At 57.8% G+C, this 26,009-nt stretch carries 24 protein-coding genes and 1 pseudogene; 8 read left to right on the top strand and 17 right to left on the bottom strand.

Annotation, left to right across the window (positions count from 1 at the left end; translation table 11 throughout):
• Window positions 1–9: 9 nt before the first annotated feature.
• The 3 genes from ACIGG6_RS11000 to ACIGG6_RS10990 form a co-directional block, all read right to left on the bottom strand.
• Window positions 10–2,106: a TonB-dependent siderophore receptor gene (locus tag ACIGG6_RS11000; protein WP_399844471.1), complete on the bottom strand. Its 2,097-nt coding sequence runs from the start codon at window positions 2,104–2,106 to the stop codon at window positions 10–12.
• Window positions 2,107–2,237: 131 nt separating this feature from the next.
• Window positions 2,238–3,185: a helix-turn-helix transcriptional regulator gene (locus ACIGG6_RS10995; protein ID WP_399844470.1), complete on the bottom strand. Its 948-nt coding sequence runs from the start codon at window positions 3,183–3,185 to the stop codon at window positions 2,238–2,240.
• A gap of 245 nt (window positions 3,186–3,430) precedes the next feature.
• Window positions 3,431–3,772, bottom strand: a complete 342-nt coding sequence (locus ACIGG6_RS10990; RefSeq protein ID WP_159343507.1) for an accessory factor UbiK family protein — start codon at window positions 3,770–3,772, stop codon at window positions 3,431–3,433.
• 349 nt (window positions 3,773–4,121) lie between these two features.
• Between ACIGG6_RS10990 and ACIGG6_RS10985 the strand changes: the two genes are divergently transcribed.
• The 3 genes from ACIGG6_RS10985 (at window position 4,122) to glnK (ending at window position 6,399) form a co-directional block, all read left to right on the top strand.
• On the top strand, window positions 4,122–4,460 hold the full coding sequence (locus ACIGG6_RS10985) for a P-II family nitrogen regulator (protein ID WP_058579766.1): 339 nt from the start codon (window positions 4,122–4,124) through the stop codon (window positions 4,458–4,460).
• A gap of 87 nt (window positions 4,461–4,547) precedes the next feature.
• On the top strand, window positions 4,548–5,795 hold the full coding sequence (locus ACIGG6_RS10980; protein ID WP_253504134.1) for an ammonium transporter: 1,248 nt from the start codon (window positions 4,548–4,550) through the stop codon (window positions 5,793–5,795).
• Window positions 5,796–6,060: 265 nt separating this feature from the next.
• The gene (gene glnK, locus ACIGG6_RS10975) at window positions 6,061–6,399 is read left to right on the top strand and encodes a P-II family nitrogen regulator (protein ID WP_009098335.1); all 339 of its coding nucleotides are present in this window, start codon (window positions 6,061–6,063) and stop codon (window positions 6,397–6,399) included.
• 94 nt (window positions 6,400–6,493) lie between these two features.
• Here the strand turns inward: glnK and ACIGG6_RS10970 are convergent, their stop codons facing one another.
• Complete coding sequence (locus ACIGG6_RS10970) at window positions 6,494–7,270, bottom strand: ferredoxin--NADP reductase (protein ID WP_399844467.1); 777 nt, start codon at window positions 7,268–7,270, stop codon at window positions 6,494–6,496.
• A 192-nt stretch (window positions 7,271–7,462) separates the two neighbouring features.
• Here ACIGG6_RS10970 and ACIGG6_RS10965 point away from each other — a divergent pair, with 192 nt between their 5' ends.
• Window positions 7,463–8,389, top strand: a complete 927-nt coding sequence (locus tag ACIGG6_RS10965; protein ID WP_058579768.1) for a LysR family transcriptional regulator — start codon at window positions 7,463–7,465, stop codon at window positions 8,387–8,389.
• A gap of 3 nt (window positions 8,390–8,392) precedes the next feature.
• Here ACIGG6_RS10965 and ACIGG6_RS10960 read toward each other — a convergent pair.
• The 3 genes and pseudogenes from ACIGG6_RS10960 to ACIGG6_RS10950 all read right to left on the bottom strand — a co-directional run bounded on the left by ACIGG6_RS10960 (window position 8,393) and on the right by ACIGG6_RS10950 (window position 13,062).
• Window positions 8,393–10,498 (bottom strand): annotated as a pseudogene (locus ACIGG6_RS10960) (methyl-accepting chemotaxis protein).
• Between the two features lie 144 nt (window positions 10,499–10,642).
• On the bottom strand, window positions 10,643–12,511 hold the full coding sequence (locus ACIGG6_RS10955) for a methyl-accepting chemotaxis protein (RefSeq protein WP_399844465.1): 1,869 nt from the start codon (window positions 12,509–12,511) through the stop codon (window positions 10,643–10,645).
• 119 nt (window positions 12,512–12,630) lie between these two features.
• Entirely contained in the window at window positions 12,631–13,062 is a 432-nt protein-coding gene (locus tag ACIGG6_RS10950) for a host attachment protein (protein WP_083023018.1), read from the bottom strand.
• Between the two features lie 80 nt (window positions 13,063–13,142).
• Between ACIGG6_RS10950 and ACIGG6_RS10945 the strand changes: the two genes are divergently transcribed.
• Window positions 13,143–13,736 carry a histidine phosphatase family protein gene (locus ACIGG6_RS10945; RefSeq protein WP_399844463.1) on the top strand — a complete coding sequence of 198 codons (594 nt, stop codon included), beginning with the start codon at window positions 13,143–13,145 and terminating at the stop codon, window positions 13,734–13,736.
• On the opposite strand, the gene ACIGG6_RS10940 is transcribed toward ACIGG6_RS10945, so the two are convergent.
• The 8 genes from ACIGG6_RS10940 to hemE form a co-directional block, all read right to left on the bottom strand.
• The gene (locus ACIGG6_RS10940) at window positions 13,733–14,125 is read right to left on the bottom strand and encodes a RidA family protein (protein WP_399844461.1); all 393 of its coding nucleotides are present in this window, start codon (window positions 14,123–14,125) and stop codon (window positions 13,733–13,735) included. The two genes, ACIGG6_RS10945 and ACIGG6_RS10940, sit on opposite strands and share 4 nt — an antisense overlap.
• A 99-nt stretch (window positions 14,126–14,224) precedes the next feature.
• Window positions 14,225–14,953 carry an amino acid ABC transporter ATP-binding protein gene (locus tag ACIGG6_RS10935; protein ID WP_399844479.1) on the bottom strand — a complete coding sequence of 243 codons (729 nt, stop codon included), beginning with the start codon at window positions 14,951–14,953 and terminating at the stop codon, window positions 14,225–14,227.
• 85 nt (window positions 14,954–15,038) lie between these two features.
• Window positions 15,039–16,139 (bottom strand): amino acid ABC transporter permease, encoded by a 1,101-nt coding sequence (locus ACIGG6_RS10930; RefSeq protein ID WP_399844459.1) that lies wholly within the window; start codon window positions 16,137–16,139, stop codon window positions 15,039–15,041.
• Window positions 16,140–16,159: 20 nt separating this feature from the next.
• Window positions 16,160–17,350, bottom strand: coding sequence for an amino acid ABC transporter permease (locus ACIGG6_RS10925; RefSeq protein WP_399844457.1), 1,191 nt, complete (start codon window positions 17,348–17,350; stop codon window positions 16,160–16,162).
• Between the two features lie 84 nt (window positions 17,351–17,434).
• A complete protein-coding gene (locus ACIGG6_RS10920) occupies window positions 17,435–18,460 on the bottom strand; it encodes an amino acid ABC transporter substrate-binding protein (protein WP_399844455.1) in 1,026 nt (341 codons plus the stop codon).
• 225 nt (window positions 18,461–18,685) lie between these two features.
• Window positions 18,686–19,711 carry an amino acid ABC transporter substrate-binding protein gene (locus ACIGG6_RS10915; RefSeq protein ID WP_399844454.1) on the bottom strand — a complete coding sequence of 342 codons (1,026 nt, stop codon included), beginning with the start codon at window positions 19,709–19,711 and terminating at the stop codon, window positions 18,686–18,688.
• Window positions 19,712–19,799: 88 nt separating this feature from the next.
• Window positions 19,800–20,660 carry a polyamine aminopropyltransferase gene (gene speE / locus ACIGG6_RS10910; RefSeq protein ID WP_399844453.1) on the bottom strand — a complete coding sequence of 287 codons (861 nt, stop codon included), beginning with the start codon at window positions 20,658–20,660 and terminating at the stop codon, window positions 19,800–19,802.
• Window positions 20,657–21,772 carry a uroporphyrinogen decarboxylase gene (hemE, locus tag ACIGG6_RS10905; protein ID WP_159343496.1) on the bottom strand — a complete coding sequence of 372 codons (1,116 nt, stop codon included), beginning with the start codon at window positions 21,770–21,772 and terminating at the stop codon, window positions 20,657–20,659. Before hemE ends, speE begins: the two co-directional genes overlap by 4 nt.
• A gap of 221 nt (window positions 21,773–21,993) precedes the next feature.
• Between hemE and ribA the strand changes: the two genes are divergently transcribed.
• From ribA to ACIGG6_RS10890, 3 genes are all read left to right on the top strand, one after another.
• A complete protein-coding gene (ribA, locus tag ACIGG6_RS10900; protein ID WP_159343495.1) occupies window positions 21,994–22,629 on the top strand; it encodes a GTP cyclohydrolase II in 636 nt (211 codons plus the stop codon).
• A 164-nt stretch (window positions 22,630–22,793) separates the two neighbouring features.
• Window positions 22,794–23,963 carry a zinc-dependent alcohol dehydrogenase gene (locus ACIGG6_RS10895; protein WP_399844452.1) on the top strand — a complete coding sequence of 390 codons (1,170 nt, stop codon included), beginning with the start codon at window positions 22,794–22,796 and terminating at the stop codon, window positions 23,961–23,963.
• Between the two features lie 20 nt (window positions 23,964–23,983).
• Complete coding sequence (locus tag ACIGG6_RS10890) at window positions 23,984–24,523, top strand: hypothetical protein (RefSeq protein WP_399844451.1); 540 nt, start codon at window positions 23,984–23,986, stop codon at window positions 24,521–24,523.
• Here ACIGG6_RS10890 and ACIGG6_RS10885 read toward each other — a convergent pair whose 3' ends face one another.
• Together ACIGG6_RS10885 and djlA are read right to left on the bottom strand one after the other, a co-directional pair.
• Window positions 24,524–25,150 carry a glutathione S-transferase family protein gene (locus ACIGG6_RS10885; RefSeq protein ID WP_399844450.1) on the bottom strand — a complete coding sequence of 209 codons (627 nt, stop codon included), beginning with the start codon at window positions 25,148–25,150 and terminating at the stop codon, window positions 24,524–24,526.
• A gap of 67 nt (window positions 25,151–25,217) precedes the next feature.
• Window positions 25,218–25,976 carry a co-chaperone DjlA gene (gene djlA / locus ACIGG6_RS10880; protein WP_399844449.1) on the bottom strand — a complete coding sequence of 253 codons (759 nt, stop codon included), beginning with the start codon at window positions 25,974–25,976 and terminating at the stop codon, window positions 25,218–25,220.
• Between the last annotated feature and the right edge of the window lie 33 nt (window positions 25,977–26,009).

The following is a 26,009-nucleotide window of genomic DNA, read 5'->3' as shown; positions in this document are numbered from 1 at the left end:
GGTCGCTGCTTAGAATCGGTAATGAACGCTAGCGGTGACGCCGCGTTCGGCACCGAAATAGCAGTACTCCAGTGAGTTACACGACGCCACATACGCTTTATCCAGAGCGTTGTGCACATTCAGGCGGGTTTCGACGCCATTGAGGCCTGCTTGGCTCCAGTCGTAGCCCAGCGTGGCGTCAACGAGGGTGTAGTCCGGCACGGTGGCGGTGTTGGCGCGGTCAGCGGCAATGTCAGCGTAGTGGCGCACGCCCACGCCGATATCCACACCGCTTAGCCAACCCTTCTGCACGGCATAGTGGCCCCACAGCTGTACTTGATGGCGGGGGGAGTAAATGGCGTTATTGCCCTGGTTGCCGTCGTCGCTTGTGGCGTAGGTAATGTCGGTAAAGCTGTAGCCTGCCTGAAGTGAGAGCGCCTCGGTGAGCTGCGTTTGGGCTTCCAGTTCGATGCCTTGAGACTCAATCTCGCCTACGGCACGGTAGGGGTCGGTAGGCTGCTCTTTGGTAGCCACGTTCTCCTGGCTGATGTGGAAGAGCGCTGCGCTGTACTGCTGCCGGTCGTTGGGTTGGTACTTCACGCCGGTTTCCCACTGTTCACCCTCCATAGGAGCGAGCAGGTCGCCGTTGGCATCGACGAAGCTGGTGGGGGTAAAGGCCGTCGAGTAGCTGACGTAGGGGGCGATGCCGTTATCGAACAAGTACACCACCCCGGCGCGGCCACTAAACTGGGTGTCGCTGAGCGCGCTGGTATTGCCGCTGTCGCGGTTGGTGTTATCGATATTCACCCAGTCAAAGCGCCCGCCCAGCGTCACGCGCCAGTTATTGACGGCGATCTGATCCTGAAGGTAGACGCCGGTTTGCTCCAACTCGTGGTTCTCCCGGATGGGCGCGTAGAACGCCAGCGGCTCGCTGCCGTAGACCGGGTTGAAGGCATCCAACGAGGGGAATGCACCGGAAGGCCAGGCAACCTCGTTCTCGCGCTGCTGGTAATCCGCTCCCAACAGCAGGGTGTGCTCCATGAAGCCGTTGGTCAGGCGGGCTTCTAACTGATTATCCACCGTTAAGGCCTGAAGCGATTCCTCGCTGCCGGAGTAGTAGCGGGCCAGTGCGTTTGAGGTCGGCGATGCCCAGCCAAAACCATACACCTGATTTAGCGTCACGTCTGAATTGAGATAGCGCAGCAGTTGGCGGGCGGATACGCGGTCGTTAAAGCGGTGCTCAAGGGTATAGCCAAGCATGCGCTGGGTGCGCTTATAGGCGTCGTAGTTGGCTTCGCCATCGAAGAAGTTATTGCTTATTTGGCGGCCATTGCGAGGGGTCACCGCGCCTTCATAAGGCACGCCGGAGTGGTAGCCGCCTTCTGGCTCATCCTGAAGATACGCTTCTAAGGTCAGGCTGGTAGCGTCGGTCATGTCCCAGGTTAGCCGTGGCGCAATGGCGTAGCGCTCCTCTTCGGCTGGGCCAAACTGGGTATTGGCGGCGCTGGCGATGCCGGTGAGGCGAAACGCAACGCGCTGCTCTTCCCCCAGCGGGCCAGTGAGATCAAACGCAGCGCTGCGCTGATCATTATTACCGACTCTAAAGCGCAGCTCGCCGCCCGCTTCAAACTCAGGGCGTTTGCTGTTGAGGGCCACCACGCCGCCCGGGGAGGCGCGGCCATACAGCACGGATGCAGGGCCGCGCACCACTTCGATGCTGTCTAAAAACCAGGGGTCGATGCGCATGCTGCTATGGGAGTTGGCGTCGCCCATCACCTTCAAGCCATCTAAAAAAGTGTTGCTCAAGCTGCCATCGGAGAAGCCTCTTAACACCAGGTAATCAAAACGGTTGGAAGCTCCTATTTGATTGCTGTACACGCCGGGGGTGTAGTCGGTGGCGCGCTGTACGGTACTGACGCCGCGTTGCGACATCTGCGTTTCGGTGATGGTCGAAATACTCTGTGGGGTTTCGATAAAGGGCGTGGCCACTTTGGTGGCTGCCTGCTGGGCAGTCACAGTGACGGTGGCTAAGGCAGTGCTCGGCTGTGCCGCAGCAGGCGTTGCCAGCGCGATGAGCAGCGCACTGCTCAAGGGGGCCAGTAAAAACAGACGATGGGTGGAGGCCATAAGTGATCCTGGGAGGAAGTGGAATCAGTGTTATTAAGCAATGAGAATTATTGCTTTTTATGGCGAAATAAAGGTATGCGTCGTGCCAAGCCTGCTATGCGCGCTGACATGTTTGTACACGCGAAAGGAACTCAAGCGCGGGCTATACGCTGGAGCGATTTCCCCTCGTGAGGGGAAAAACCAAAGTGGCGTTTGAAGGCGCTGGAGAAGTTGCTGGCATGCCGATACCCACAGTGATGGGCCGCTTGTTGCACGCTCTCACCTCGTTGCAGTGCCTCGTACCCCTGCTGTAATCGCACTTGGCGAATATAGTCGAACAGCGTGCAGCCGTAGCAGGCGCGAAACTTCTGGCGCAGGCTGCTGGGGCTCATAGCGGCTTCTTTGGCTAATGCGGTGAGGCTATAAAGCTCGGCGGGATGCTGAGCAATGCGCGAGTGTAGTGCCGTGAGGCAATGACGATCACGGGTAGAAAGGCGTTTGTGTTCGGGTAGCGCTGTCAGACGCTCGGGCAAGCCTAACCCAATCAACTGCAGTGCTAACCCCTGCCATACCAGCGCTTGTCGCCAGAGCGTGGGCGGTTGCTCACTAATGGTGCAAAGCGTTTCGCAGAGGGCCTTGGGGAGCTTCCAGCAATGCAAACATGAAGCATCAGGCGGGGCGGGAAGCCCTAAGGGTGCAGTGGCCAGAACCGCAATATTCACAGTACGAAGGCGTGTCTGAACAGGTTGATGCACCGTGAGTGGGTGTCGGGCATCAAAGTGGCTGCATATGCCATCCCCTGCAGAGAGCTGTATCTGCTGCTTGCCCATTTGGAGATGAATGGTGCCTTCCAAGAGAACGCTCAAGAACCATGGCACGCTTTGGTAAGACGTGGAGGTATAGCCACGCTCTACCTGCAAATCAGAGAGCGTTAAGTGCACCCCGTGGCGCAGGCTAACGTCATGTACATGACCAGTGGCGACCGGCTGGCGCGGAGAAGTAGGGCCTTCAATGCGGTAGTGAATGCCGAAGCGCTGGCCAAGCTGGGCCAACGAAAAGGGGGTGATTTCAGGCGTTGCTAAGCGTTCCTGCTGAGGCATGGGGGCAGTCGCTATCGTGGGTGGAGCGTAGTGCCTGCGCCGTATTGGTGCTTAACGGCACGCGGGAGGCTGCAGATAAGCGCACGATAGCACTATCACTAGGGTTGTCAATGATAGTGATTCTTGTTCACTGGCATAAGGTGTTGAATTAAGTGCAGGGGAGAGGACGGGAGAGAGTATGGGAGAGAGGTAGGGGCAAGAAGTGGGGCAGCCGAACCTGCCCCATGCCGTGCAAAACGGCGTACTTACTCAGCGCCGTCAGCGGTTGGCTTAGTTGTGCTGGAAGGTTGCACAGGGGCGGGCGGTACTTCAGCTTCTACAGGCGTGGCGGCGGTGGTGCTAGAGGCCTCTACCGCTGCTTCCAAGCTGGCCACTTGGCGCTCTAGGGCCTCTACCCGCGAGCGGGTGCGTTGCAGCACATCCATCAAAATATCAAAGTCTTCCCGCGATACCAGCTCCAGGCGGTCAAACGCGCCGCGTACCACCTGCTGGACACCTTTCTGAATATCTTCCGGGGCTTGTGACGCATTCTGCAAACGGTCGCCGATCTGCTGGGCTAAGCGGCTAATGCGGTCTTGGGGCGCCATGGCTCTCTCCTTAAACGATCACGCATAAATGTGAACTGCTTGTGAGTAAGGATACGCAACCCGCCGACGATTCGCATGTGCCGTTTGTTAATTAAGCGCGGTGGGCGTACGTGTACAAATGCATCGAAATGGGGCGACTAGCTTTTTTCAATGTTCTTTTATGGTGCAAAGCAAGTCCGGCACGTAGTAGGTAGCGGTGCTTAGTTACCGCCACTTACTTATGTTAATAATTTAAGTTTTTGAATTTAAATAATAAAAAAGTGAGTGGCACGGTATGAGCATTAGTAGGGCAAGCACTAAATTCGGGCGGCCATGCCGCTATCCACCGAGCCAGCAGGGGAGATCCGGGATGAAACTCATCACCGCTATCATCAAGCCATTCAAGCTTGACGACGTTCGTGAAGCACTCGCCGACAACGGCGTTCAAGGGATTACGGTTACCGAAGTAAAAGGCTTTGGCCGTCAAAAGGGGCATACCGAACTCTACCGCGGTGCGGAATACGTGGTCGACTTTCTGCCCAAGGTGAAAGTGGAAGTCGCCGTAGACGATGCGCGCCTGGAGAGCGTGTTGGATGCCATCTGTAACGCAGCGAATAGCGGCAAAATCGGCGACGGTAAAGTGTTTGTGACGCCGTTGGAAGATGTGATCCGTATTCGTACCGGTGAGCGCGGTGCCGACGCCGTTTAAGGGCCGACTTTGAGTTGCTGATGACGTTTTAACGTCGCCAAGTATCTCTTCCAAGTACCTTTTCTTAGTACAAACGGGGAACACCTCATGAATGAGTTAGCTGATTTGAGCTATGCGCTCGATACGTTCTACTTCTTGATCTGCGGCGTGCTGGTCATGTGGATGGCCGCAGGCTTCGCCATGCTGGAAGCGGGCTTGGTTCGCTCCAAAAACACCGCAGAAATCCTGACTAAAAACATCGCACTGTTTGCGATTGCCTGCACCATGTATTTACTGGTGGGCTACTACATCATGTACTCCAGCAGCGCAGGCGGCTTCCTGCCGAACCTGGGCTTCTTGATCGGTACTGAAAACAGCGCCGATGCAGTGCTGGCCGGTGGCGACGATGCGCCTTACTACTCCATGCGTTCTGACTTCTTCTTCCAGGTAGTGTTTGTGGCTACCGCGATGTCGATTGTTTCGGGTGCGGTTGCTGAGCGTATGAAGCTGTGGGCGTTCCTGGCCTTTGCCGTGGTGATGACTGCGTTCATCTACCCGGTGTCTGGCTACTGGACCTGGGGCGGCGGCTGGTTGTCTGAAGTGGGCTACTCTGACTACGCGGGTTCCGGCATTGTGCACATGGCCGGTGCGGCTGCAGCGCTTGCCGGTGTGCTGGTACTTGGCCCGCGTAAAGGCAAGTACGGTAAAGATGGCTCTATCCACGCGATTCCCGGTGCCAATATGCCGCTGGCAACGCTGGGTACCTTCATCCTGTGGATGGGCTGGTTCGGCTTCAACGGTGGCTCTGAGCTGAAAATGTCCGATATCGGTTCAGCTAACAACGTTGCGCAAGTGTTCGTGAACACCAACGCAGCGGCTGCTGGTGGTGTCATCGCCGCGCTTATTCTAGCCAAGCTGTGGTTCCGCAAGGCGGACCTCACCATGGCGCTGAACGGTGCGCTGGCTGGCCTGGTGGCGATTACCGCCGACCCGCTTTCTCCTTCAGCGCTGGGTGCTGCCATTATTGGCGCAGTAGGCGGCCTGATTGTTGTCGCGGCTATCGTAACGTTGGACAAACTGAAGCTGGACGATCCGGTTGGTGCGATCTCCGTTCACGGTGTGGTCGGTATCTGGGGTGTGTTGGCAGTACCGCTGAATAATGGCGATGCTTCTTTCGGTGCACAGTTGATCGGTATCGTGGGCATCTTTGGCTGGGTCTTCATCGCAAGCTTAGTGGTATGGCTGGTGCTGAAAGCGGTCATGGGTATCCGCGTTAGCGAAGAAGAAGAGTATGAAGGCGTCGATATCGCTGAGTGCGGTCTGGAAGCCTATCCCGAGTTTAGCGTTAAGAAATAAGCTTGCGCTAATCATGTGAGCTGGCGTGCTCCTTTTGGCCTCCCCACCGTGGGAGGCCTTTTTGTCCTTCACAGGTAGGTTGCACGCTGGTTGTTATTAGCTAGGTACGTACTGGTTTTTTATTCTCTGCCCATGGCGGTGTATGCTTAACCCACTGGGTAACGGGCTTGGCTATGCGAGTGCCCCGCCAACCTTGATGGGTTATGACAACCGTTCAATAACGCTGTTTTGATAACAGTGGGCCACCAAGCTAGAGGATGTCGCAATGAAATTGATCTCAGCCATTATCAAGCCGTTCAAGCTTGATGACGTACGCGAATCGCTCTCTGATATCGGCGTGCAGGGCATTACGGTAACGGAAGTGAAAGGGTTTGGCCGTCAGAAGGGCCACACGGAACTCTACCGTGGCGCGGAGTACGTGGTGGATTTCCTACCCAAGGTGAAGTTGGAAGTGGCCGTTGACGACGATATGGCCGAGCAGGTGATCGACGCGATTACCCAGGTCGCCAACACCGGTAAGATCGGTGACGGTAAAATCTTTGTGATGCCCCTTGAGCAGGTCATCCGTATTCGTACCGGCGAAACAGGTAAAGACGCGGTATAACGCCCCATGGCGTACAAACAAACACCCCGCCACGCGACTGCATTGGCGGGGTGTTTTAGGTTTGGCAGCTAATTAATGTTGATCTCTTAGCACCTTACTTCTCGACGAACGCACGCTCGATGACGTAGTCGCCCGGCTCGCCCATACGCGGGGAGATATTCAGGCCCAGTTCGTCTAGTAGTGCGCTGGTGTCGTCCAGCATCGCCGGGCTGCCGCAAATCATGGCGCGGTCTTGGCGCGGGTCAATCGGCGGTAGGCCGGTGTCTTCAAAAAGCTTGCCGCTGCGAATGTGGTCGGTCAGGCGGCCCATGGTGTGGAACTCTTCACGGGTCACCGTGGGGTAGTACACCAGTTTTTCGGCGACTTCTTCGCCCAGGTATTCGTGGGCGGGCAGCTCTTTGGTGATGAAGTCGGCGTAGGCCAGCTCAGAGACTTCACGCACGCCGTGAATCAGCACGACTTTCTCGAAACGCTCGTAAACTTCCGGGTCTTGAATCAGGCTCATAAACGGCGCCAAGCCGGTGCCAGTCGAGAGCATGTAAAGGTTACGGCCCGGCAGCAGGTCGTCGCACACCAGCGTACCGGTCGGCTTGCGGCTGACCATGATTTGGTCGCCCACTTTCAGGTGCTGCAGGCGCGAGGTCAGCGGGCCATCGGGCACTTTGATGCTGAAGAACTCAAGGTGGTCTTCGTAGTTGGGGCTGGCGATGGAGTAAGCGCGCATCAACGGTTTGCCATCCACTTCCAAGCCGATCATCACAAACTGGCCGGTTTTGAAGCGCAGGCTGCGCTCGCGGGTGGTGCGGAAGCTGAATAGGGTATCGTTCCAGTGGTGAACGCTTAGCACTTCTTCCAGGGCAAACTTGCTCATGCTAACTCCTCCAAGGGCAGCGCGGCCTAAGCCTTGCTCGCCATATTCCAAAAAAGAATAAAAAATAGCTCTATAGGTTGCTGCTTATTCTAAATAAAGGGTGATATATCTGTTAAGCAAATTATCTTGATAACGCTTATCTTTAAAATCGATATAGCCCTCTCGCCGATCACTCACAGATAGGTTCTGGTCATGCACTACACCCTGCGCCAGCTAGAAGTCTTCGTGGCCGTTGCCCAGCATGAGAGCGTTTCCCAGGCGGCGCGCGCGCTGGCCATGTCGCAATCGGCCACCAGCACAGCGCTGGCGGAGCTGGAGCGCCAGTTCGACTGCCAACTGCTCGACCGCATTGGTAAGCGGCTAAAGCTCAACGCGCTCGGCTTCCAGCTACTGCCCAAGGCGGTGGCCCTGCTGGACCGCGCCGAGGAGGTTGAGGAGCTACTGCGGGGCCAACAGGGCGTGGGCGCATTGGACGTGGGGGCAACGCTCACCATTGGTAACTATCTCGCTACGCTGCTGATCAGCGATTTCATGCAGCGCTATCCCGGCAGCCGGGTACGGCTGGCGGTGCGTAATACGAGGCATATCATTGAGGGCGTGCGCCAGCACTCGCTGGATTTAGGGCTGATTGAGGGGCAGTGCGATGACGATATGATCATCAGCCAGCCCTGGGTCGAGGATGAGCTGTGCGTGTTCTGCTCGCCTCGCCACCCGCTGGCAGGGCGGGAGCACCTGGAGCTGGATCAGCTGCTGCGGGAGGATTGGATCATGCGCGAGGAGGGCTCCGGTACGCGTATGACGCTGGAGCATGCCGCCCGCCACCGTCGCAGCCGGTTCAATACGCTATTGGAGCTGGAACATACCGAGGGCATTAAACGCGCGGTGGAGTCGGGCCTTGGCATTGGCTGCGTTTCCCGGCTGGCGCTGCGCGATGCCTTCCGGCGCGGCAGCTTGGTGCCGCTGCCCACGCCGGAGTTGGATTTAAAACGCCAGTTCACCTTTATCTGGCATCGCCACAAGTACCTGACCACCGGCGTTCGGGAGTTTTTACGCCTCTGTCGCGAAATGACCGCCGGGGCCAAGCGCAGTGACGATATCCCGCTGCCACCGATTCCCTAGTGGTTACACCTTGGCCTTTTCAGGGCTTGGCAGCGCCTGAGCCTGGTGCTGCGACGCCTCTAGCGTAAAGCCACCCACCAGCGCGGCCAGCCTGTCCGCTTGGTCTTTGAGCTGCTCTGCAGCGGTGGTGGACTCTTGCACCAGGGCGGCGTTTTGCTGGGTCATCTGATCCAGGTCGGTCACCGCGACGCTGACTTGGTTGATGCCGTCGTTCTGCTCACCGGCTGCCGTACTGATATCGCCGAGCATTTGGGTGACGCGAGTTACGTTATCGGCCAGCTCGTGCATGGCGGCTTCGGCGTCGCGTACCATTTGCGTGCCGCTTTCGACCTTGTCGGCAGACGCATCAATGCGCTGGCGGATGTCCTTGGCGGCGTCGCTGCTGCGCGAGGCCAGCTTGCGCACTTCATCGGCCACTACGGCAAAGCCGCGCCCGTGCTCGCCAGCCCGCGCTGCCTCTACTGAGGCGTTGAGCGCCAGCAGGTTGGTTTGGAAGGCAATGCCGTCGATCACGCTAACAATGCTCTGAATCTCTGCCGAGGTCGCGCGGATGTCATCCATGGTCGAGACCACCTGCACAAACGCCTTGTCGGTACGGGAAGCCAGCTGCGAGGCGGTGTTGGACAGCCCGCTGGCCTCTTGGGAGGCGTGGGTGGTGTGGCTGACGGTGCTGCTGATCTCTTCCATCGCTGCCGAGGTTTCTTGCAGGCTAGCAGCGGCTTGCTCGGTACGCCGCGAGAGGTCATGGCCGCCTTGGGTGATCTCGTTGGCTGCGTGGTTCACGGCCTCGCTGCTGCGCCGTACGTCCAGCAGAATGGCCTGAATTTTTTCGGCAAAGGCGTTGAACTGCTCGGCCACGGCGGCGCTCTCATCGCGGCCATGCACGGGCAGGCGCTGAGTGAGATCGCCGTTTCCAGAGGCGATCTCTTCCATTCTGTTCGCTAAGCGTTTGAGCGGACTCGCAATACGCCCACCAATCCACCACAGGGCAGCGATGCCGATGGCCGCCAGCAGCAGCCCCACCAGCGTCATCCCTAGGGTGTTTTGCTGGCGCTGATCGCTCAAAACGTTCTGCAGCGCGTTGAGTTCGGCGAGCACGACGGACTCGGGCAGCTGTAGCACCAGCACCCACGGCTGCTCCGTATCACCAATGGTTAGCGGCTGATAGCGCTGAAACATGCCGTTGGCCATGCTGCTGTAGAGGCTGCCTTGTGTCGTGGCCTCGGCAATGCCTGCCAGGGCCATGTCGCTCAGCGCATTGCTGGCAGGCTGGCCAAGGGCCTCTTCGCCGTTGGTGTCCGCCACCAAGCCGCCGCGCCCGGCGACCAGCGCTATCCTGCCTGCGCCGTCATACAGCGCGGCGTTGGCGTCGCGCAGCAGCGTTTGGATGAAGTTCAGCGAGAGGTCGACCCCGGCCACGCCGCGAAATTCGCCGTTCACCAAAATCGGTGCGTTGAACGAGGTGACCAGCTGCGTTTCGCCGTCGTAATCGTAGGCGGCGGGGTCGATCACACAGGGAGCGAGCGTTTCGCGGGGACAGAGGTAGTACTCCCCCTCACGCACGCCGCTGGCCAGGCGGGTTTCGCTCTCCATGGTGTCGCCTAGTGGTAAGACCTCGAGCGAGCCATCCCCAGTGCGGTACCACCAGGGCATGAAGCGGCCACTGCCATCGTGGCCGTAGCGCTCGTCGCCAGCAAAGCGGGCGTCGTCTCCAAAGGCGTTGGGCTCCCAGCCGATGAACGCATCCAGCAGCGCGGGGTTGTCGGCAACCGTCTGCCGTACCAAGTTGGAAAGCTGACGGCGGCTCAGGTAGAGCGCGCGCTGGCCTTCGGCATCTTCCACGCCCATGAGGGCGTTGGTGGTGGCGAGCTGGCTGGCCAGGGTCATGGCCTTGTCCAGCTCGCGTTGAATCCGTTCACCCTCTGCCTCTGCAATGGCATCGAGCCGCGCGTCCAGTGCGCTCTGCATGAGCGTTTAGGTGTGCTCTTCAACGGTGGCTTGGGTGCGGGCGGCCGCGATCAGGTTATACACCACCAGCGCGGCAACCACAGCGAGCAGGCAAGGGCCTGCCAACGCCAAAACGAGAGAGCGAAGGGAGCGAAAGTGCATAGAAGAGCGGTCCTGTTTCAGCAAGAGGCGAAAGAGCGTATCGAGTGCCATCCTTGAACCAGTAGAACAAAGATTCATGGCTAACGCGTGACATGGCCACCACCGCAGGCGAGGGGGCGGAGGCGGCCATGGAGGCGGTGACGGTTAGAAATTCTCCGACGTGCGCGGTAAACGGTCCTGTGGCGCCTGTAGCGCGGGCGATGCCGCGTGAGAGAGTTTGAAGCTGCTGATCGTGCCGGTCAGGTGGTCCGCCTGCTCTTTCAACTGCTCGGCGGCGGTGGTGGACTCCTCGACCATCGCAGCGTTCTCTTGGGTCATCCGGTCCAGTTCTGCCACCGCAATATTGACCTGTTTGATGCCATCGCTTTGCTCGCTGGTTGCAGCGTTGATCTCTTCCAGTACGTCGGTTACGCGGGTGATGTGGTCCACGATATCCTTCATCGTGCTACCCGCATTGCGTACCAACGAGGTGCCGTTATTCACCTTGGTTTGTGAATCTTCAATCAGCTTCTGGATATCGTTGGCAGCGTCGCTGCTGCGGCCCGCCAGTTTGCGCACCTCATCCGCTACAACGGCAAAGCCTCGGCCTTGCTCGCCTGCCCGCGCTGCTTCTACCGAGGCGTTCAGTGCCAGCAGATTGGTTTGAAAAGCGATGCTGTTCATCAACGTGACGATATCGCCAATCTTGTTGGAAGCGTCGGAGATGTCTTCCATGGTGGTGACCACGTTCGATACCACCTGACCGCCCTCTTTCGCGACTTCGGTGGCCGCGTGGGAGAGCTTGTTGGCTTCCTGGGCTGAGGCCGCCGTGTGCTGTACGGTACTGGTGATCTCTTCGACCGAGGCTGAGGTTTGCTGCAGGCTCGAGGCGGCGTTATCCGTACGGCGCGAGAGATCCTGGCCACCCATGGCAATCTCGTTAGCGGCGTGGTGCACCGATTCGCTGCTGGTGCGCACGTCGATTAAGACGTGCTCCATTTTGTTAACAAAGCGGTTAAAGGCGCTAGCGATTTGAGTGACTTCGTCGTTGCCTTCTTCTGGCAGACGCTGGGTGAGGTCGCCCTCGCCGGAGGCGATGTTATCCATCGCGTTGCGCACCCCCAGCAGGCGGCGCAACAGTAGCGACAGCAGCAGCCCAAATACCACAGCGGTAATGGCTGCAACGATCAATAGGGTAACAATAGATGTGGTGGCAATGGCGCGTAGTCCTGCGGTGGCCTCCGCTTCATCCAGTGCTACCACAAGCTGCCAGTCGCTATTGCCGCCTATTGGGCGGCTCAGCAGTAATTTACTGCTTCCTTCTAACTGCATCTGCTGTGGCTGCTTGGTGTTAGCAAGTTGCTCGATATAGGCGGCGTTTAATTCATCGCTTAAAACAGTGGTGGGTTCTAGCGCTAGCTCGCTGTTGGGATGGGCGATTAGCGATCCATCGCCGGTAGTCAGAAAGCCAAAACTTGAAGGAGTAGGCGAGATGTCTTGCACGATCGCGACCATATCGCGAATATTGACGTCAGCACCTACTACCGCCTGAAGTTGGTTATTTTGGTAAAACGGGCGGGCAAAGGTCACGACTAAGTCGCCGCTTTGGGCATCGACATACGGCGCGGTGACAATAGTATCCTGCGCGGCAGCGGCGGCTTGGTACCAAGGTCGCTCTCGTGGGTCAAAATCGGCGGGTGGCTCCCAGCCGTTGAAAAAAATGGTCTCTCCGCTATCAGCCAAGCTCAGGTAGGTTGCCATAAAATCGCCAGAGGTGGTCAACTGACGCAAGGCAATACGTGGGTCATTGCTGGAGATAGCTTCCTCCATACCGTTCAGCATGGTGCTACGGGATGCCATCCACTCATGTAGGGCGCTACTGTTACCACGTACTACAGCGTCTAGGTTGCGTGCTACCTGTTGGGTATTGTGCTGCTGGACTGTGTAGTAGCTGGCAACACCATTGACGATCAGGGCAAGGGTGATGGCAGTGAGTGCGGCTAGCAGTATGCGGGCTCGCAGAGATGAAAACATGGTCGCTCTCAACGTCGTTTGGAATCAGTACGCGGGTGCCACGTACACTAAAGTTCGACCTTAGCTATCGGCGAGAGCCACCATGCCTTTAATAAAAGAGTAAGAAAGTGTTGATTTGATTAGCGCAGATCGCTCACGGCGCTTTGAATATCTGCCATCGACGCTTTGCTAAGATCTTTTGAGAGCGTGTGCGTCACAAGCTTTTGGGTAGGGTGATCAAGCTTTTCTCGCAGTAGCCCTAAAAACTTGGGCGGCGCGACCATAATCAGTTTTTCCATGCTGTTACTCACGCGGGCGCTATACAGGCGTTGGGCGACCTCTTTAGCAAACAGCTCGTTCTCATGCTGAGAGGCAGCCCCTTCTTCGCCAGATGAGCGCGACGACGTTGACGTTGATTCATGGACATCAGCCCCGCGGCGGTCAGTGATCAAGTCACCTTCATGCAGCCTGCCGGCTGCGTGTACCAAGCTCTCTTGCTCGGCGAGATTGAGCGCGTCACGGGTAAAAATACGTGCGCGGGCGGCGTCAGCTACCACGATATAGGTGGTCATCGTCGTACGTCCTCCATGTCGTTGATTACCCTTTAACCATGGCAATCGTTCGGTGTTTGGTCAAACACGGTTTTTGAGAGATGACAATGGACTTACTGCGTACAAATTATCATTGGCGAAATCGCTATTTACTCATGCGCCATGGACATAGCCAGGCTAACGCCCAGCAGAAAATTATCAGCTCCCCCGAGCGGGGGCTTACGAATTATGGGCTCTCTGAACAGGGTGAACAGCAGTTGGTGGATGTGCTGGCGCAGTGGCGCTGGCCGGAGCCGACGCGGGTGGTGCATTCAGATTTTTTACGCACCACCCAAACCGCCGCCAGAGTAGCAGCGGCGTTTGCTCTAAACATGCAAAAAGAGGAGCGCGTAAGGGAGCGCCACTTTGGTGAGCTGGATGGCCAGACCGATAGCTATTACCCAGAGGTGTGGGCCTTTGATGCGCAGAGTGCAGACCATACCCAGTGGCATGTTGAGCCGGTCAGCCGGGTAGCTGCACGGATGTGCGCCGCATTGGACGCGCTAGAGCAGTGCTTTGAGGGCGAAACGGTACTGGTGGTGAGCCACGGTGACCCGTTACAAATTCTGCTCACGGCGCTGGCGGGCAAGCCGCTGACTCAGCACCGGGAGCAGCCTGCGCTACTGCCTGCCAGCATTACGCTTGTGGGCGGTTAAGCGCCCTCTTTAGGAGGAATCCAGGCGATCATATCGACTTCCACATCCGCGCCGCCCGCAAGCCCGGTCACGCCGATGCAGGTGCGAGTGGGCAGCGGTTTTTGGAAGTAGCTGGCGTAGACCTGATTCACCTCATCGAAGTGCCCCATATTGGTAATAAACACCCGCGACTGCACCACGTACTCAAAGCTGCTACCGACCTCTTCCAGCACGATGGCAAGGTTCTGCATCACCCGGTGGGTTTGCTCGGTAAAGGTGCCAAGCAGCATCTCGTTGGTTTCCGGCACCGTAGGCATTTGGCCGGTGATAAAGACCAAATCGCCCACGCGGCAAGCGTGTGAGAACGGGGCGATGGGCTGCGGCGCGCGGTCAATAAATAGCTTTTCCATGGTGGCTCACTTGTTGTGACGTTATTGGATCGAGTTTAAACATAAAAATGGGCCTCATAGGAGGCCCAGATTTAGCATCCAGTGATGCTATCCGTTGTGTTAATGGCCCAGAATCTGGCTCAAGAAGAGCTGAGTACGCTCGGACTGCGGGTTATTGAAGAACGGCTCCGGCGCGTTCTCTTCGATGATTTGCCCTTGGTCCATAAAGATCACGCGGTCGGCAACGGTTTTCGCAAAGCCCATCTCGTGGGTGACGCAGAGCATGGTCATGCCTTCTTCGGCAAGTTCCACCATGACGTCCAGCACTTCCTTGATCATTTCCGGGTCAAGGGCCGAGGTGGGCTCGTCAAACAGCATGACGTCCGGGTGCATACACAGCGAGCGGGCAATCGCGACGCGCTGCTGCTGGCCGCCAGAGAGCTGGCCGGGATACTTTTTGGCCTGCTCGGCAATGCGCACCCGCTCCAGGTACTGCATGGCCATGGCTTCGGCCTCTTTGCGGGGCTTCTTCTGCACCCACATCGGTGCGATACAGCAGTTCTCTAGCACCGTGAGGTGAGGGAACAGGTTGAAGTGCTGGAACACCATGCCGACGCTACGGCGAATCTGCTCGATGCGTTTAACATCTTGGGTCAGCGGCACGCCGCCTACCGTAATCTCGCCTTTTTGATGCTCTTCTAAGTGGTTGATGCAGCGAATCATGGTGGATTTGCCAGAGCCGGAAGGCCCGCAAATAACAATCCGCTCGCCGCGTTTTACCTCTAGGTTAATATCGCGCAGCACGTGGAAATCGCCGTACCACTTGTTCACGCCGCGCATTTCAACCATCAGGTCAGAAGTACTGTTGCCAGGGTTGTTGGTGGCTGCTTGAGTCATGTCACTATCCTGCTAAAAATCGTTAATGAAAGCGGCGTTAGCGCTTGTGGCCGGTATGCAGCTTGCGTTCTAGGTACTGGCTGTAGCGCGACATGCTGAAACAGAAGATCCAGAACATGAAGGCGGCAAACACGTAGCCTTCCAACGAGAAGCCTAACCAGCGTGAGTCGGCCAGTGCCGCTTGCACGATCCCCAAAAGGTCAAAGAGCCCGATAATCATGACCAGGGTGGTGTCTTTAAACAGCGAGATAAACGTATTCACGATGCCAGGAATCATCATCTTCAGCGCTTGGGGAAGGATAATCAGCCCCATGCGTTTCCAATACGTCATGCCGAGCGCGGCAGCCGCCTCTTCCTGGCCTTTTGGAATCGCCTGCAAGCCGCCACGAATGACCTCCGCCATATAGGCGCTCTGGAACAGCGTTAAGCCGATCAAAGCGCGCACCAAGCGGTCTACGTTCATCTCTGAGGGCAGGAACAGCGGCAGCATCACCGAGGCCATAAACAGCACGGTGATCAGCGGCACGCCGCGCCAGAACTCAATAAACACCACGCAAAAGCTTTTGACGATCGGCATGTTGGAGCGTCGCCCCAAGGCCAGCACGATGCCGATAGGCAGCGCGCCCACCATGCCCACCGTGGCTAACAGTAGCGTCAGCATCAGGCCACCCCAGCGGTGGGTAGGCACTTGGGGAAGGTCAAAGTAGCCGCCGTAAAGCAGTACAAACGACAGAACTGGGAAGACCACCAGCGCAAAGACGGCAACCCAGCGCTTGAAGGGCAGGCGGGGTATGGCCAGCCAGCCAATCAGGGTAAAGAACATGGCGAACACGATATTGGCGCGCCAGGTCTCCTCGCTGGGGTAAAGGCCGTAAATAAACTGGGATAAACGGGCGTTGATAAATACCCAGCAGGCGCCTTCGCGAGAGCAGTCGTCGCGGGTAGTGCCTACCCAGTCGGCGTTGATAAACGCCCACTGCACGGTCGGTACCACCAACAAGTAGAGAATATAGAGGCCGACTAAGGTGAAAATAGTATTAATCGGGCCGTTAAACAGGTTGGTGCGCAGCCAAGCAACAGCCCCAACAGAGCTACTAGGCGCTGGTCGCTGCTCAATCACGGTTTGGTTATGAATCATGTATGGCTCCTCGCCTCAGCCTAGCGTTCAACCAGCGCCACGCGGGCGTTGAACCAGTTCATAAACATGGATACCAGCAGGCTGATCGTCAGATAGACCGCCATGGTCATGGCAATGACCTCAATGGCTTGGCCTGTCTGGTTCAGCGTGGTACCCGCAAACACCGACACGAGGTCTGGGTAGCCAATAGCGGTGGCCAGCGACGAGTTCTTAATCAAGTTCAGGTACTGGCTGGTCAGCGGGGGAATAATGACCCGCAACGCCTGGGGAATGACCACCAAACGCAGCACTAGGTTACGCGGCAGACTCAGGGCCTGTGCCGCTTCGGTTTGGCCATGAGAAATGGCCTGTATGCCTGAGCGCACGATCTCGGCGATGAACGAGGCGGTGTAGATCGATAGTGCAAACCATAGCGCCAGGAACTCGGGAATCACCGTAATACCGCCGCGGAAGTTAAAGCCACGCAGTTCGGGCATTTCCCAAGTGACGGGCACGCCAGTCACAAACATAACCAACAGCGGCAAGCCAAAAATCAGCGCAAAGGAGATCCAGTAGGCAGGAATACGTTTCCCCGTGGCTTCCTGGCGGCGCTTCGCCCAAATCACCAGCGCAATGCTGGCCACAATGGCGATCACAAAGGTCACGGGAATTAGCCCAAAACCGGACTCAAACAGCGGTTCTGGTAGATACAATCCGCGCACGTTGAGGAAAAACGCTTCCCCAAAGGCAAGGCTGTCCCTGGCGCTTGGCAGGGTGCGCAGCACGGCAAAATACCAAAAGAAAATCTGCAGCAGAAGCGGAATATTCCGGAACGTTTCGATATACGCCGCGGCCAGCTTGGCGATCAGCCAGTTGGGCGATAGGCGAGCGATACCGACAATAAAACCAATGATGGTGGCGGCGATCACGCCTAACCCGCCCACCAGTAGCGTATTCAGTAGGCCAACGAAAAAGGTGCGGCCATAGGTGCTTTGGGAAGAGTAGTCGATCAGACTCTGTACGATCCCAAAACCGGCGGTATTACTCAGGAAACCAAAGCCTGTGGTGATACCCCGAGAGGAGAGGTTGTCTTGCACGTTGCCGACGATATAGAACAGAAAGGCGATGACAGCGGCAATCAGCAGACATTGGAAGATGAGCGCACGTTTGGCGCGGTCTCGCCAAAACGGTGGCTTTTGGCCAACGGGGCGAGCGTTAGGTCTTACGGACATGGGTGGCGTCTCCGCGATACGGAAGGTCAATCAAATGGCCCGCCATGACCAAAAAGGGTGGCGGGCCGGGGTCAAGCGAGACGCTTAGCGAATCGGCGGTGCGTACTGGAAGCCGCCTTGGTTCCACAGGGCGTTAACACCGCGCTCAATTTCCAGCGGTGAACCCATACCTACGTTGCGCTCGAAGCTTTCACCGTAGTTACCCACTTGGCTCAGGATGTTGTAAGCCCAGTCGGATTCAAGTCCCATGCCTTCACCGTAGTTACCGTCCTGGCCGAGCAGGCGAGCCACGTCCGGGTTCTCAGAGCTGAGCATCTCTTCAGCGTTCTCGCTGGTGACGCCGTACTCTTCACCGTTGATCATGGCGAACAGCGACCACTTCACGATGTTAAACCACAGGTCGTCGCCTTGGCGTACTACCGGGCCCAGCGGCTCTTTCGAAATAACGTCGGGCAGAATCATTGCAGAAGCGGGGTCGTCCAGTTGGATGCGCAGAGCGGCCAACTGAGAGGTGTCAGAGGTTAGTACGTCACAGCGGCCAGCCTGGAAGCCGCCTACCGTTTGCTCAGAAGTATCGAAAACGATGGGGTCAAACTCCATGCCGTTGGCACGGAAGTAGTCCGCCAGGTTCAGCTCAGTAGTGGTACCGGACTGGATACAAATAGCCGCGCCATCCAGCTCCGAAGCACTGGAGATACCCAGGTCACGAGACACCAAGAAGCCTTGGCCGTCGTAGAAGGTCACCCCGGTGAAGTTTAGGCCTAGCGTGGTGTCACGGGTGGTCGTCCAGGTGGTGTTACGAGAAAGGACATCCACTTCGCCGGACTGAAGGGCAGTGAAGCGCTCAACGGCGTTCAAGGAGATGTAGTTGACGGCGTCTGCGTCGCCCAGTACTGCTGCGGCTACGGCGCGACATACGTCAACGTCCAGGCCCTGCCAGTTACCGTTATCGTCTGGGGCGGAAAAACCTGGTAAGCCGTCGCTGACGCCACACTGTACGGCACCGCGCTCGCGGGTATCTTCTAATGTATCGGCTTGCGCGGTGGCAACACCGGCGAGGGTAATAGCACCAGCGGAGGCCAGCAGTACCAGGTGTTTCTTATTAATCATGTTTGTTCCCCTTCCTCGATTTAATGTCATTATGCATGGTGATGCATCATTAAAAGCTAGCAAGGAAGGTGCCAAGAAAGATATGCCGTCAAATTCAGCGCTTTTCAACGTAAAATCAGCGAATTTGACGAAGGTAGTGGTGCAAAAAAATAGGCCAGCAGCTACGCCATGCGCTTTTTTGGTGCGCAGCCGCTGGCGGAGGTCGGTGGCTAGTCGCCTAGCGTGTTAGCGAATAGGTGGCGCGTACTGAATGCCGCCATCTTTCCACAGAGCGTTCAGACCGCGCGCAATGTTGAAATCAGAGTCCGCGCCCACGTTGCGGTCATAAATGTCCGCATAGTTACCCACCTGTTTGACGATTTGGTAAGCCCAGTCTGACGAAAGGCCCATGGCTTCACCAAAATCGCCATCTTGCCCAAGTAGGCGCATCACATCGGGGTTTTCTGAGCTTAGCTGCTCATCCACGTTGGCTTGGCTGACGCCCAGCTCTTCGGCATTCAGCATGGCAAACAGCGACCACTTCACGATGTTGAACCACTGGTCATCGCCTTGGCGCACTGCTGGGCCAAGCGGCTCTTTGGAGATGATCTCCGGTAGTACCACGGCCATATTGGGGTCGGCCAGTTGAATGCGCTGGGCGTAGAGCTGCGAGGCATCCGAGCTCAATACATCGCAGCGGCCTGCTTCGAAGCCCGCAATCGACTGTTCAGGTGAATCAAACACCACCGCATCATAGGTCATGTTGTTAATGCGGAAGTAGTCGGAAAGGTTGAGTTCGCTGGTGGTGCCTGACTGGGTGCAAACAGCCGCCCCATCCAGTTCTTTTGCGCTCTGTACGCCGAGGTCGCTGGCCACCATAAACGCCTGGCCGTCGTAGTAGCTGACGCCAGTGAAGTTCATCCCTAGCGTGGTGTCGCGGCTAGAGGTCCAGGTGGTGGTGCGGGAGAGTACGTCCACCTCGCCCGACTGTAGTGCGGCAAAGCGTTCCACCGAGTCTAACGGCACGAAATTGACCTTGCTAGCATCGCCCAGCGCAGCGGCGGCAATAGCGCGACACACGTCGGTGTCCAGGCCGCGGTATTGGTCGTTATCGTCCAGCGATGAGAAGCCGGGCTGGGCCGCGTTAACGCCGCAGCGCACGCTGTCACGCTCTTGTACGGTCTCTAGGGTATCGGCCATGGCCGTGGCAGGTAGCCAGAGAGCGGGTGCTAACAGAGTGATTCCCAATCCTAACCAACGCGTTGTAGTCATTTATTATTCCTTAACGTCGAGCGCAGCAACTCCTGCGCATAAAAAAGGCCGGGCAGAGCCCGGCCTGATACATAGCGGAACCGCGAAGTTATGCGAACGCTTTACGCATAAAGGGCGGCAGCGCCAGGGCACCACGGTGGGCATCTACTGTGTAGTACTGTAGCGGCATTTCGTGGCTGGCGGCAGCCTCTTCACGGAAGCTTTTAACGTTGGTGCTTTTGCCTGCCAGCGTCACGCTCCACCAGCCGGAAGGGTACACCGGCTGGGGGAAGGGCAGGGTGGCTACGCTATCAAAGCCTGCTTCGCGCATGTCGTTACGCAGCTCGCGGATGATTGAGCCGCTGTGATACAGCGGTGACTCACTCTGCTGCACCATGACGCCGCCGCTTTTCAGAATGCGGTGGCAGCGCTTCAAAAAGTCGGTTTTGAACAGGCCTTCGGCAGGGCCTACCGGGTCAGTGGAGTCGATGATCAGCACGTCGATGCTCTCGTCGGCAGCGTCGTCGACCCATTTCACGCCGTCGGCAAACAGCAGCTCGGCGCGGGGGTCGCCGTTGGCTTCCACCAGCGACGGGAAAAAGCGCTCGGAGGCTTTGGTGACTTCTTCATCAATGTCGATCTGAGTGACTTTTTCAACGCCCGGATGGCGCAGCACTTCTTTCAGCGTGCCGCAGTCGCCGCCGCCAATAATCACCACCCGCTTGGGGTCTTGATGGGTGAACAGCGCCGGGTGAGCAATCATCTCGTGGTAGAGGAAGTTGTCGCGATCGGTCAGCATCACGCAGCCATCCAGCACCATCAGGTTGCCGTAGGTTTCGGTGGCGTACACTTCCAGGTGCTGGTAAGGGCTTTGCACATCCAGCAGTTTTTCGGTGATTTTCAGCGAGAAAGCGCTGCCGTGGCTATCAAAGACTTCGGTAAACCACTGGTCGTCGCGTAAGTCGCTCATTGCTTGGCTCCTGGGCACTGGTCGTTCGTTTGGGTCGGAATGCCCTGATGGTACTGCGGGCTTAAGTCGTGCAGCGCCTCCATAAAGGCGGTGACGTGATCGGGATTGGTGAACTGGCTGATGCCGTGGCCCAAGTTGAACACGTGGCCCGGGCCGTGGCCGTAACTCTCCAGCACGCGGGCCACTTCGGCGCGAATGGCAGAGGGGCGAGCAAACAGCACGTTGGGGTCTAAATTACCCTGCAGGGCAACTTTATGGCCCACACGGGCGCGGGCGTCGGAAAGCTCGGTCGACCAATCGATACCCAGCGCGTCGGCACCGGCGCAAGCAATGTGTTCAAGCCACTGGCCGCCGTTTTTGGTGAACAGAATCACCGGCACGCGGCGGCCGTCGTGTTCGCGGATCAGCCCGGAAACGATCTGCTCCATATAGCGCAGCGAGAACTCTAGGTAAGCAGGCGTGGAGAGCGCGCCGCCCCAGGTATCGAAAATCTGTACCGCCTGAGCACCGGCACGAATCTGCGCGTTCAGGTAGTCAGTGACCGACTGCGCGAGGGTATCCAGCAGCTGGTGCATGGTGTCCGGCGTGTCGTACAGCATGGTTTTTAGGTGACGGAAATCCTTGCTGGAACCGCCTTCGACCATGTACGTCGCCAGCGTCCAGGGGCTGCCGGAGAAACCGATCAGCGGCATGCGGCCGTTCAGCTCGCGGCGAATCGTGGATACCGCCCGCATCACGTAGTCCAGGTCGCGCTCGGCGTTTGGCACCGTCAGCGCCGCTACTTCTTCCGGCGTGCGGACGGTTTTTCTGAATTTGGGGCCTTCACCGGTTTCGAAGTAGAGGCCCAGCCCCATGGCATCGGGGATGGTCAAAATATCCGAAAACAGAATTGCGGCGTCGAGCGGGTAGCGCTCTAGCGGCTGCAGGGTCACTTCACAAGCCAGGTCATGATTGCGGCACAGGTCCATAAAGCTGCCTGCGTCGGCGCGGCTGGCGCGGTACTCCGGCAGGTAGCGGCCGGCTTGGCGCATCATCCACACCGGAGTGCGGTCAACGGGCTGGCGAGCCAGCGCGCGAAGAAAACGGTCGTTTTGCAAAGGTGTGGTGGTCATAAACACTTGCTCTTGAGAAATTTGCCCGCATTGTAAGGGAGTCATCGTACCTGAAGATAGGAATTGTACGTGAAGATAGCCGGGGGTGGCGGCGCAAACCGTGGCAAAAATCGTCGCACCCCGCTAAGACCGTGAGGCCTGCGCGGCTTCCTGGTAAACTGTTCGTCCACTTCGCCAACACTGGTGTGGTTAACTGGTTTGGTTAATCAGCGAGGAAACCTGTGACCATTCGCTTCATTGCTGCCTCTCGGCTGCCCACTCCCTGGGCCACATTCACCATGCATGGCTTCGAAGACGACGCCACGGGTAAAGACCATATCGCCCTAACGTTGGGCGATGTGAGCGGCGGCGAGCCGGTGTTAGGGCGCGTGCACTCCGAATGCTTAACCGGCGATGCGCTATTCTCGATGCGCTGCGACTGCGGCTACCAGCTGCAAGAAGCGCTGAAGCGTATTGCCGAAGAGGGGCGCGGCGTGCTGCTCTATTTACGCCAGGAAGGGCGTGGCATTGGCCTGCTCAACAAAATCCGCGCCTATCATCTGCAAGACCAGGGGGCCGATACCGTCGAAGCCAACGAGCAGCTCGGCTTTGGTGCCGACATGCGCCGCTACGACCTCTGCGTGCCGATGCTCAACCACCTGGGCATAACGGCGCTCAAACTGATGACCAATAACCCCCGTAAGGTAGATGCGCTGACCCGCGACGGCGTGAACGTCGTCGAGCGCTTGCCGATTACCACTGGTTTAAACCCTCACAACGAACAGTACCTCTCCACCAAAGCGGGCAAGCTCGGCCATATGATGGCGCTGGATGACTTCACCCAGGCCAGCGACGTGGATATTGAACGCAAAGGCTAGGTAGGTGGCTGTTGTTATCCGTTGTTAACTTAAGTTTCCTGATTAGGGCGTGATTGTCGTCGAACACCCGTAAAAAAGCTTTTTCTTAACTTTGGTTGCCGTGTGTCTGAGCTATGGTGATACATGGCAGGACGCTATGCACAACCATGTAAGGAGAAGCAGCCATGAAAGCACTTTGCTGGCACGGTAAGAACGATGTTCGTTACGACACCGTGCCCGACCCCGCGCTCGAACACCCCCGCGATGCCATTATCAATGTCAGTAGCTGCGCCATCTGCGGCTCTGATCTGCACCTTTACGATCACTATATCCCCGGTATGTCCTGTGGCGATGTCCTAGGCCATGAGTTTATGGGCGAAGTGATGGAAGTGGGCAGTGAGACGAAAAATCTCAAAGTAGGCGATCGAGTGGTGGTGCCCTTCACCATTGCTTGCGGCGAATGCGAGCAGTGCCAGCGCGGCAACTACTCGGTTTGCGAGCGCTCCAACCGTAATAAATCCCTGGCGGATAAAGTTTTTGGCCATGGCGGTGCCGGGCTGTTTGGCTACTCTCAACTTACCGGCGGCTATGCGGGCGGCCAGGCCGAGTTTGTGCGCGTGCCTTTTGCCGACACCACGCATATTAAAGTGCCCGATACGCTCACCGATGAGCAAGTGCTGTTTCTAGGGGATATTTTCCCAACCGGCTGGCAGGCCGCCGCGCAGTGCGACATTCAACCCACCGATACCGTGGTGATCTGGGGCGCAGGCCCGGTTGGCCAGTTCTGCGTGCGTAGCGCGGTGCTGCTGGGCGCCAAGCAGGTAGTGGTGATTGATAACGTACCCGAGCGGCTCTCAATGGCCGCTGCCGGTGGCGCGATCACCATTCACTTTGCCCACGAAAGCGTACTGGGCAGGCTGCAGGAGCTGACCCACGGTAAGGGGCCAGAAAAGTGTATCGATGCGGTGGGGCTGGAAGCCCACGCCACGCGTTCGCTGGACTCGGTGTATGACCGGGTAAAACAGGCCATGTGGCTGGAAACCGACCGTGCTCATGTGCTGCGCGAGATGATCTATGTCTGCCGTCCGGCGGGTATTTTGTCGATCCCCGGGGTGTATGGCGGGCTGGTTGATAAAATCCCTATGGGGGCGCTGATGAACAAAGGATTGACCGTGCGCACCGGGCAAACCCATGTCAAACGCTGGACGGATGATCTGTTGAGGCGCATTGACGGGGGCCAGATCGACCCTTCGTTTGTGATTACCCACTCGGTGGATTTAGCCCAGGGGCCCGAGATGTACCAAACCTTTCGGGATAAGCAGGATGGCTGCGTCAAAGTCATTCTGAAGCCGTAATACTGCACAGGGAGGAGAGTATGAAAACATCGATGAAACGCCATTTCCACTCGCCAACGCGCTCAATGTCACCAGCAGATAAGTTAGCTAGAGGCTTGGGTTGGCTAAGCTTGGGGATGGGGTTGTATCAGCTAGTGGCCCCGCGTCGGTTGAGCCGCGCGTTAGGTATGCCTCATCGTGAAAATAAGGTACGCGCCTGCGGTGCGCGGGAAATCCTCAGCGGCATCGGCGCGCTGTCGGATAACCCGACCAACGCAATTTGGAGTCGAGTTGGCGGAGATGTGCTAGATTTTGCCGCGCTCACCTTTGCGTTAAAGCGCCATCCATCGCACAAAGAGAACCTCTATTTAGCACTCACCGCGGTGGGCGTGCTGACGGTAGTGGATTATAGCTGCGCCAAAGCGCTAAGCCAGCGCCATGCCTACCAGGGCGGTGTCACTCCAGATTACAGCCAGCGAAGCGGCTTCCCTGGCGGGCTGGAAAGTGCCTGGGGAGCCGCCCGGGCCGAAGGGAGTAAAGCGCAGGAAACACTCCGGCTGCCTTCGCCTAACGCGGTGTAATCAGGTCGCTTGCGCCGCCGCCTGCTCTTTTTCGGCGGCGCGGGCAAGCGCAGGGCGATTAGCATGACGGGCGCGGTAAGCTACCAGCGGCTCCGGCAGGCGGTGCTTCATGCTGGCCGCCCAGGTCAGCGTATGCGTCAGGAAAAGATCCGCAAGGGTAAAGGTGTCGCCTACCAGGGTTTCTTGGCCGCGGTAGCGGCGCTCCAGCGCGAGTAGCGCTCGCTGGAATTCCCAAGCCGCAGTGGGCAGTACTGAGGGGACTCGCTTGTCTTGTGGCAAGGCGAACTTGTGCTTGGCCTGTAACCACAGCGGCTGTTCAATCTCGGTGACGATAAAGCTGAGCCACTGGTCGACCTGGGCGCGCTCGGCAACGCTTTGAGGCAGGAGGCTGCCATCGCCATACTGCTCGGCGAGATAGCGGCAGATAGGTGCGGATTCAAACAGCGTTAGCTCGCCATCTTCCAGCACCGGCACCTTGCCATCCGGGTGGCGAGCAAGATGCTCGGTACTTTGCCCTTCGCCTTTATCCAGCGCTACGTGGTGGCACTGGTACTCTAGGCCCAGCTCTTCAAGGGTCCAAGCAGCGCGTAGCGAGCGGGAGTTGGGAAAGCTGTATAGCGTGATCATTTGGCGGCTCCAGGCAGTACCGTGAAGTTTTCACTGTAGCGACTCCCTGGAACCCTGTCACGAGCTACTAGCTCCGCGCAGCGCGGATGCGTTCGTAAGCGTTGCCAATTTCACTGGTCCGTGCCTGAGCCACTTCTCGCATGCTCTCTGGCAACCCTTTGCCGGCCAGTTTATCCGGGTGGTTTTGGCTCATCAGGCGGCGGTAGGCTTTCTTCAGCTCGGCATCGCTGGCCTCTTCTGATACCCCAAGAACGCGGTAAGCATCTTTCAACGCTTCTTCGCTGGCGCCTTGGGAGTTGGCGGCAGCGCCGTGCAGCATCGCTTCGATTTGCTGAACTTCGGCGTCGCTACAACCAACGCCGCGGGCAACGCGCAGAATCATCTCGTGCTCGGCGGGGTGCAGCACGCCATCGGCGGCAATCGCGCTCAACTGAACCTGTAAAAACACTTGGCGCAGTACCGGCTGGCGCTGGGTGAGGCGGTTGACCTTGGCCAGCTCGGCATCCAGGTTGAAGTCAGCCGCGCGGCCCCGGTCAAAGGCGGCGCGAGCTTTGGCGCGGTGCTCGCCCTGAAGACGCATTTGATCGAAGAGCTTTTCGGCAACGTCTAGCTCGCCCTCGGTGACTTTGCCATCGGCCTGACAGAGACAGCCCATCACGGAGAAGATTGATTCCAAAAAGCCTTCTTGAATTTGAACACGGGCAGCGTTCAAGCGACGGCTGATGCGCCGACCCAGCCACCAGCCAAGGCCGCCACCTACGAGTAAGCCAATGGGGCCACCGACGGCAAGGCCAATCAAACCAAACACAATAATTAGAAATAACATAGACATCTCAACAGGTTAAAAACGCGTGGTTCA

This window comes from Vreelandella lionensis (genome assembly GCF_044543515.1).
In the GTDB taxonomy this organism is placed as follows: Bacteria; Pseudomonadota; Gammaproteobacteria; order Pseudomonadales; family Halomonadaceae; genus Vreelandella; species Vreelandella lionensis.
The sequence above is the reverse complement of the archived record's forward strand: the minus strand, read 5'-3'. Positions and strand labels throughout refer to the sequence as shown.

Coding starts and splice junctions, on each gene's coding strand:
- ACIGG6_RS10935 (WP_399844479.1), bottom strand. CDS start 14,953: ATGGTTGAAATGCGCGGCGTGAACAAGTGGTACGGCGATTTCCACGTG.
- ACIGG6_RS10985 (WP_058579766.1), top strand. CDS start 4,122: ATGAAACTCATCACCGCTATCATCAAGCCATTCAAGCTTGACGACGTT.
- ACIGG6_RS10915 (WP_399844454.1), bottom strand. CDS start 19,711: ATGACTACAACGCGTTGGTTAGGATTGGGAATCACTCTGTTAGCACCC.
- ACIGG6_RS10890 (WP_399844451.1), top strand. CDS start 23,984: ATGAAAACATCGATGAAACGCCATTTCCACTCGCCAACGCGCTCAATG.
- ACIGG6_RS10940 (WP_399844461.1), bottom strand. CDS start 14,125: ATGGAAAAGCTATTTATTGACCGCGCGCCGCAGCCCATCGCCCCGTTC.
- ACIGG6_RS10950 (WP_083023018.1), bottom strand. CDS start 13,062: ATGACCACCTATATCGTGGTAGCTGACGCCGCCCGCGCACGTATTTTT.
- ACIGG6_RS10955 (WP_399844465.1), bottom strand. CDS start 12,511: ATGTTTTCATCTCTGCGAGCCCGCATACTGCTAGCCGCACTCACTGCC.
- ACIGG6_RS10970 (WP_399844467.1), bottom strand. CDS start 7,270: ATGAGCAAGTTTGCCCTGGAAGAAGTGCTAAGCGTTCACCACTGGAAC.
- hemE (WP_159343496.1), bottom strand. CDS start 21,772: ATGACCACCACACCTTTGCAAAACGACCGTTTTCTTCGCGCGCTGGCT.
- ACIGG6_RS10925 (WP_399844457.1), bottom strand. CDS start 17,350: ATGTCCGTAAGACCTAACGCTCGCCCCGTTGGCCAAAAGCCACCGTTT.
- ACIGG6_RS10930 (WP_399844459.1), bottom strand. CDS start 16,139: ATGATTCATAACCAAACCGTGATTGAGCAGCGACCAGCGCCTAGTAGC.
- ACIGG6_RS11000 (WP_399844471.1), bottom strand. CDS start 2,106: ATGGCCTCCACCCATCGTCTGTTTTTACTGGCCCCCTTGAGCAGTGCG.
- glnK (WP_009098335.1), top strand. CDS start 6,061: ATGAAATTGATCTCAGCCATTATCAAGCCGTTCAAGCTTGATGACGTA.
- ACIGG6_RS10965 (WP_058579768.1), top strand. CDS start 7,463: ATGCACTACACCCTGCGCCAGCTAGAAGTCTTCGTGGCCGTTGCCCAG.
- ACIGG6_RS10885 (WP_399844450.1), bottom strand. CDS start 25,150: ATGATCACGCTATACAGCTTTCCCAACTCCCGCTCGCTACGCGCTGCT.
- ACIGG6_RS10920 (WP_399844455.1), bottom strand. CDS start 18,460: ATGATTAATAAGAAACACCTGGTACTGCTGGCCTCCGCTGGTGCTATT.
- ACIGG6_RS10945 (WP_399844463.1), top strand. CDS start 13,143: ATGACAATGGACTTACTGCGTACAAATTATCATTGGCGAAATCGCTAT.
- ACIGG6_RS10995 (WP_399844470.1), bottom strand. CDS start 3,185: ATGCCTCAGCAGGAACGCTTAGCAACGCCTGAAATCACCCCCTTTTCG.
- ACIGG6_RS10895 (WP_399844452.1), top strand. CDS start 22,794: ATGAAAGCACTTTGCTGGCACGGTAAGAACGATGTTCGTTACGACACC.
- djlA (WP_399844449.1), bottom strand. CDS start 25,976: ATGTTATTTCTAATTATTGTGTTTGGTTTGATTGGCCTTGCCGTCGGT.
- ACIGG6_RS10980 (WP_253504134.1), top strand. CDS start 4,548: ATGAATGAGTTAGCTGATTTGAGCTATGCGCTCGATACGTTCTACTTC.
- speE (WP_399844453.1), bottom strand. CDS start 20,660: ATGAGCGACTTACGCGACGACCAGTGGTTTACCGAAGTCTTTGATAGC.
- ACIGG6_RS10990 (WP_159343507.1), bottom strand. CDS start 3,772: ATGGCGCCCCAAGACCGCATTAGCCGCTTAGCCCAGCAGATCGGCGAC.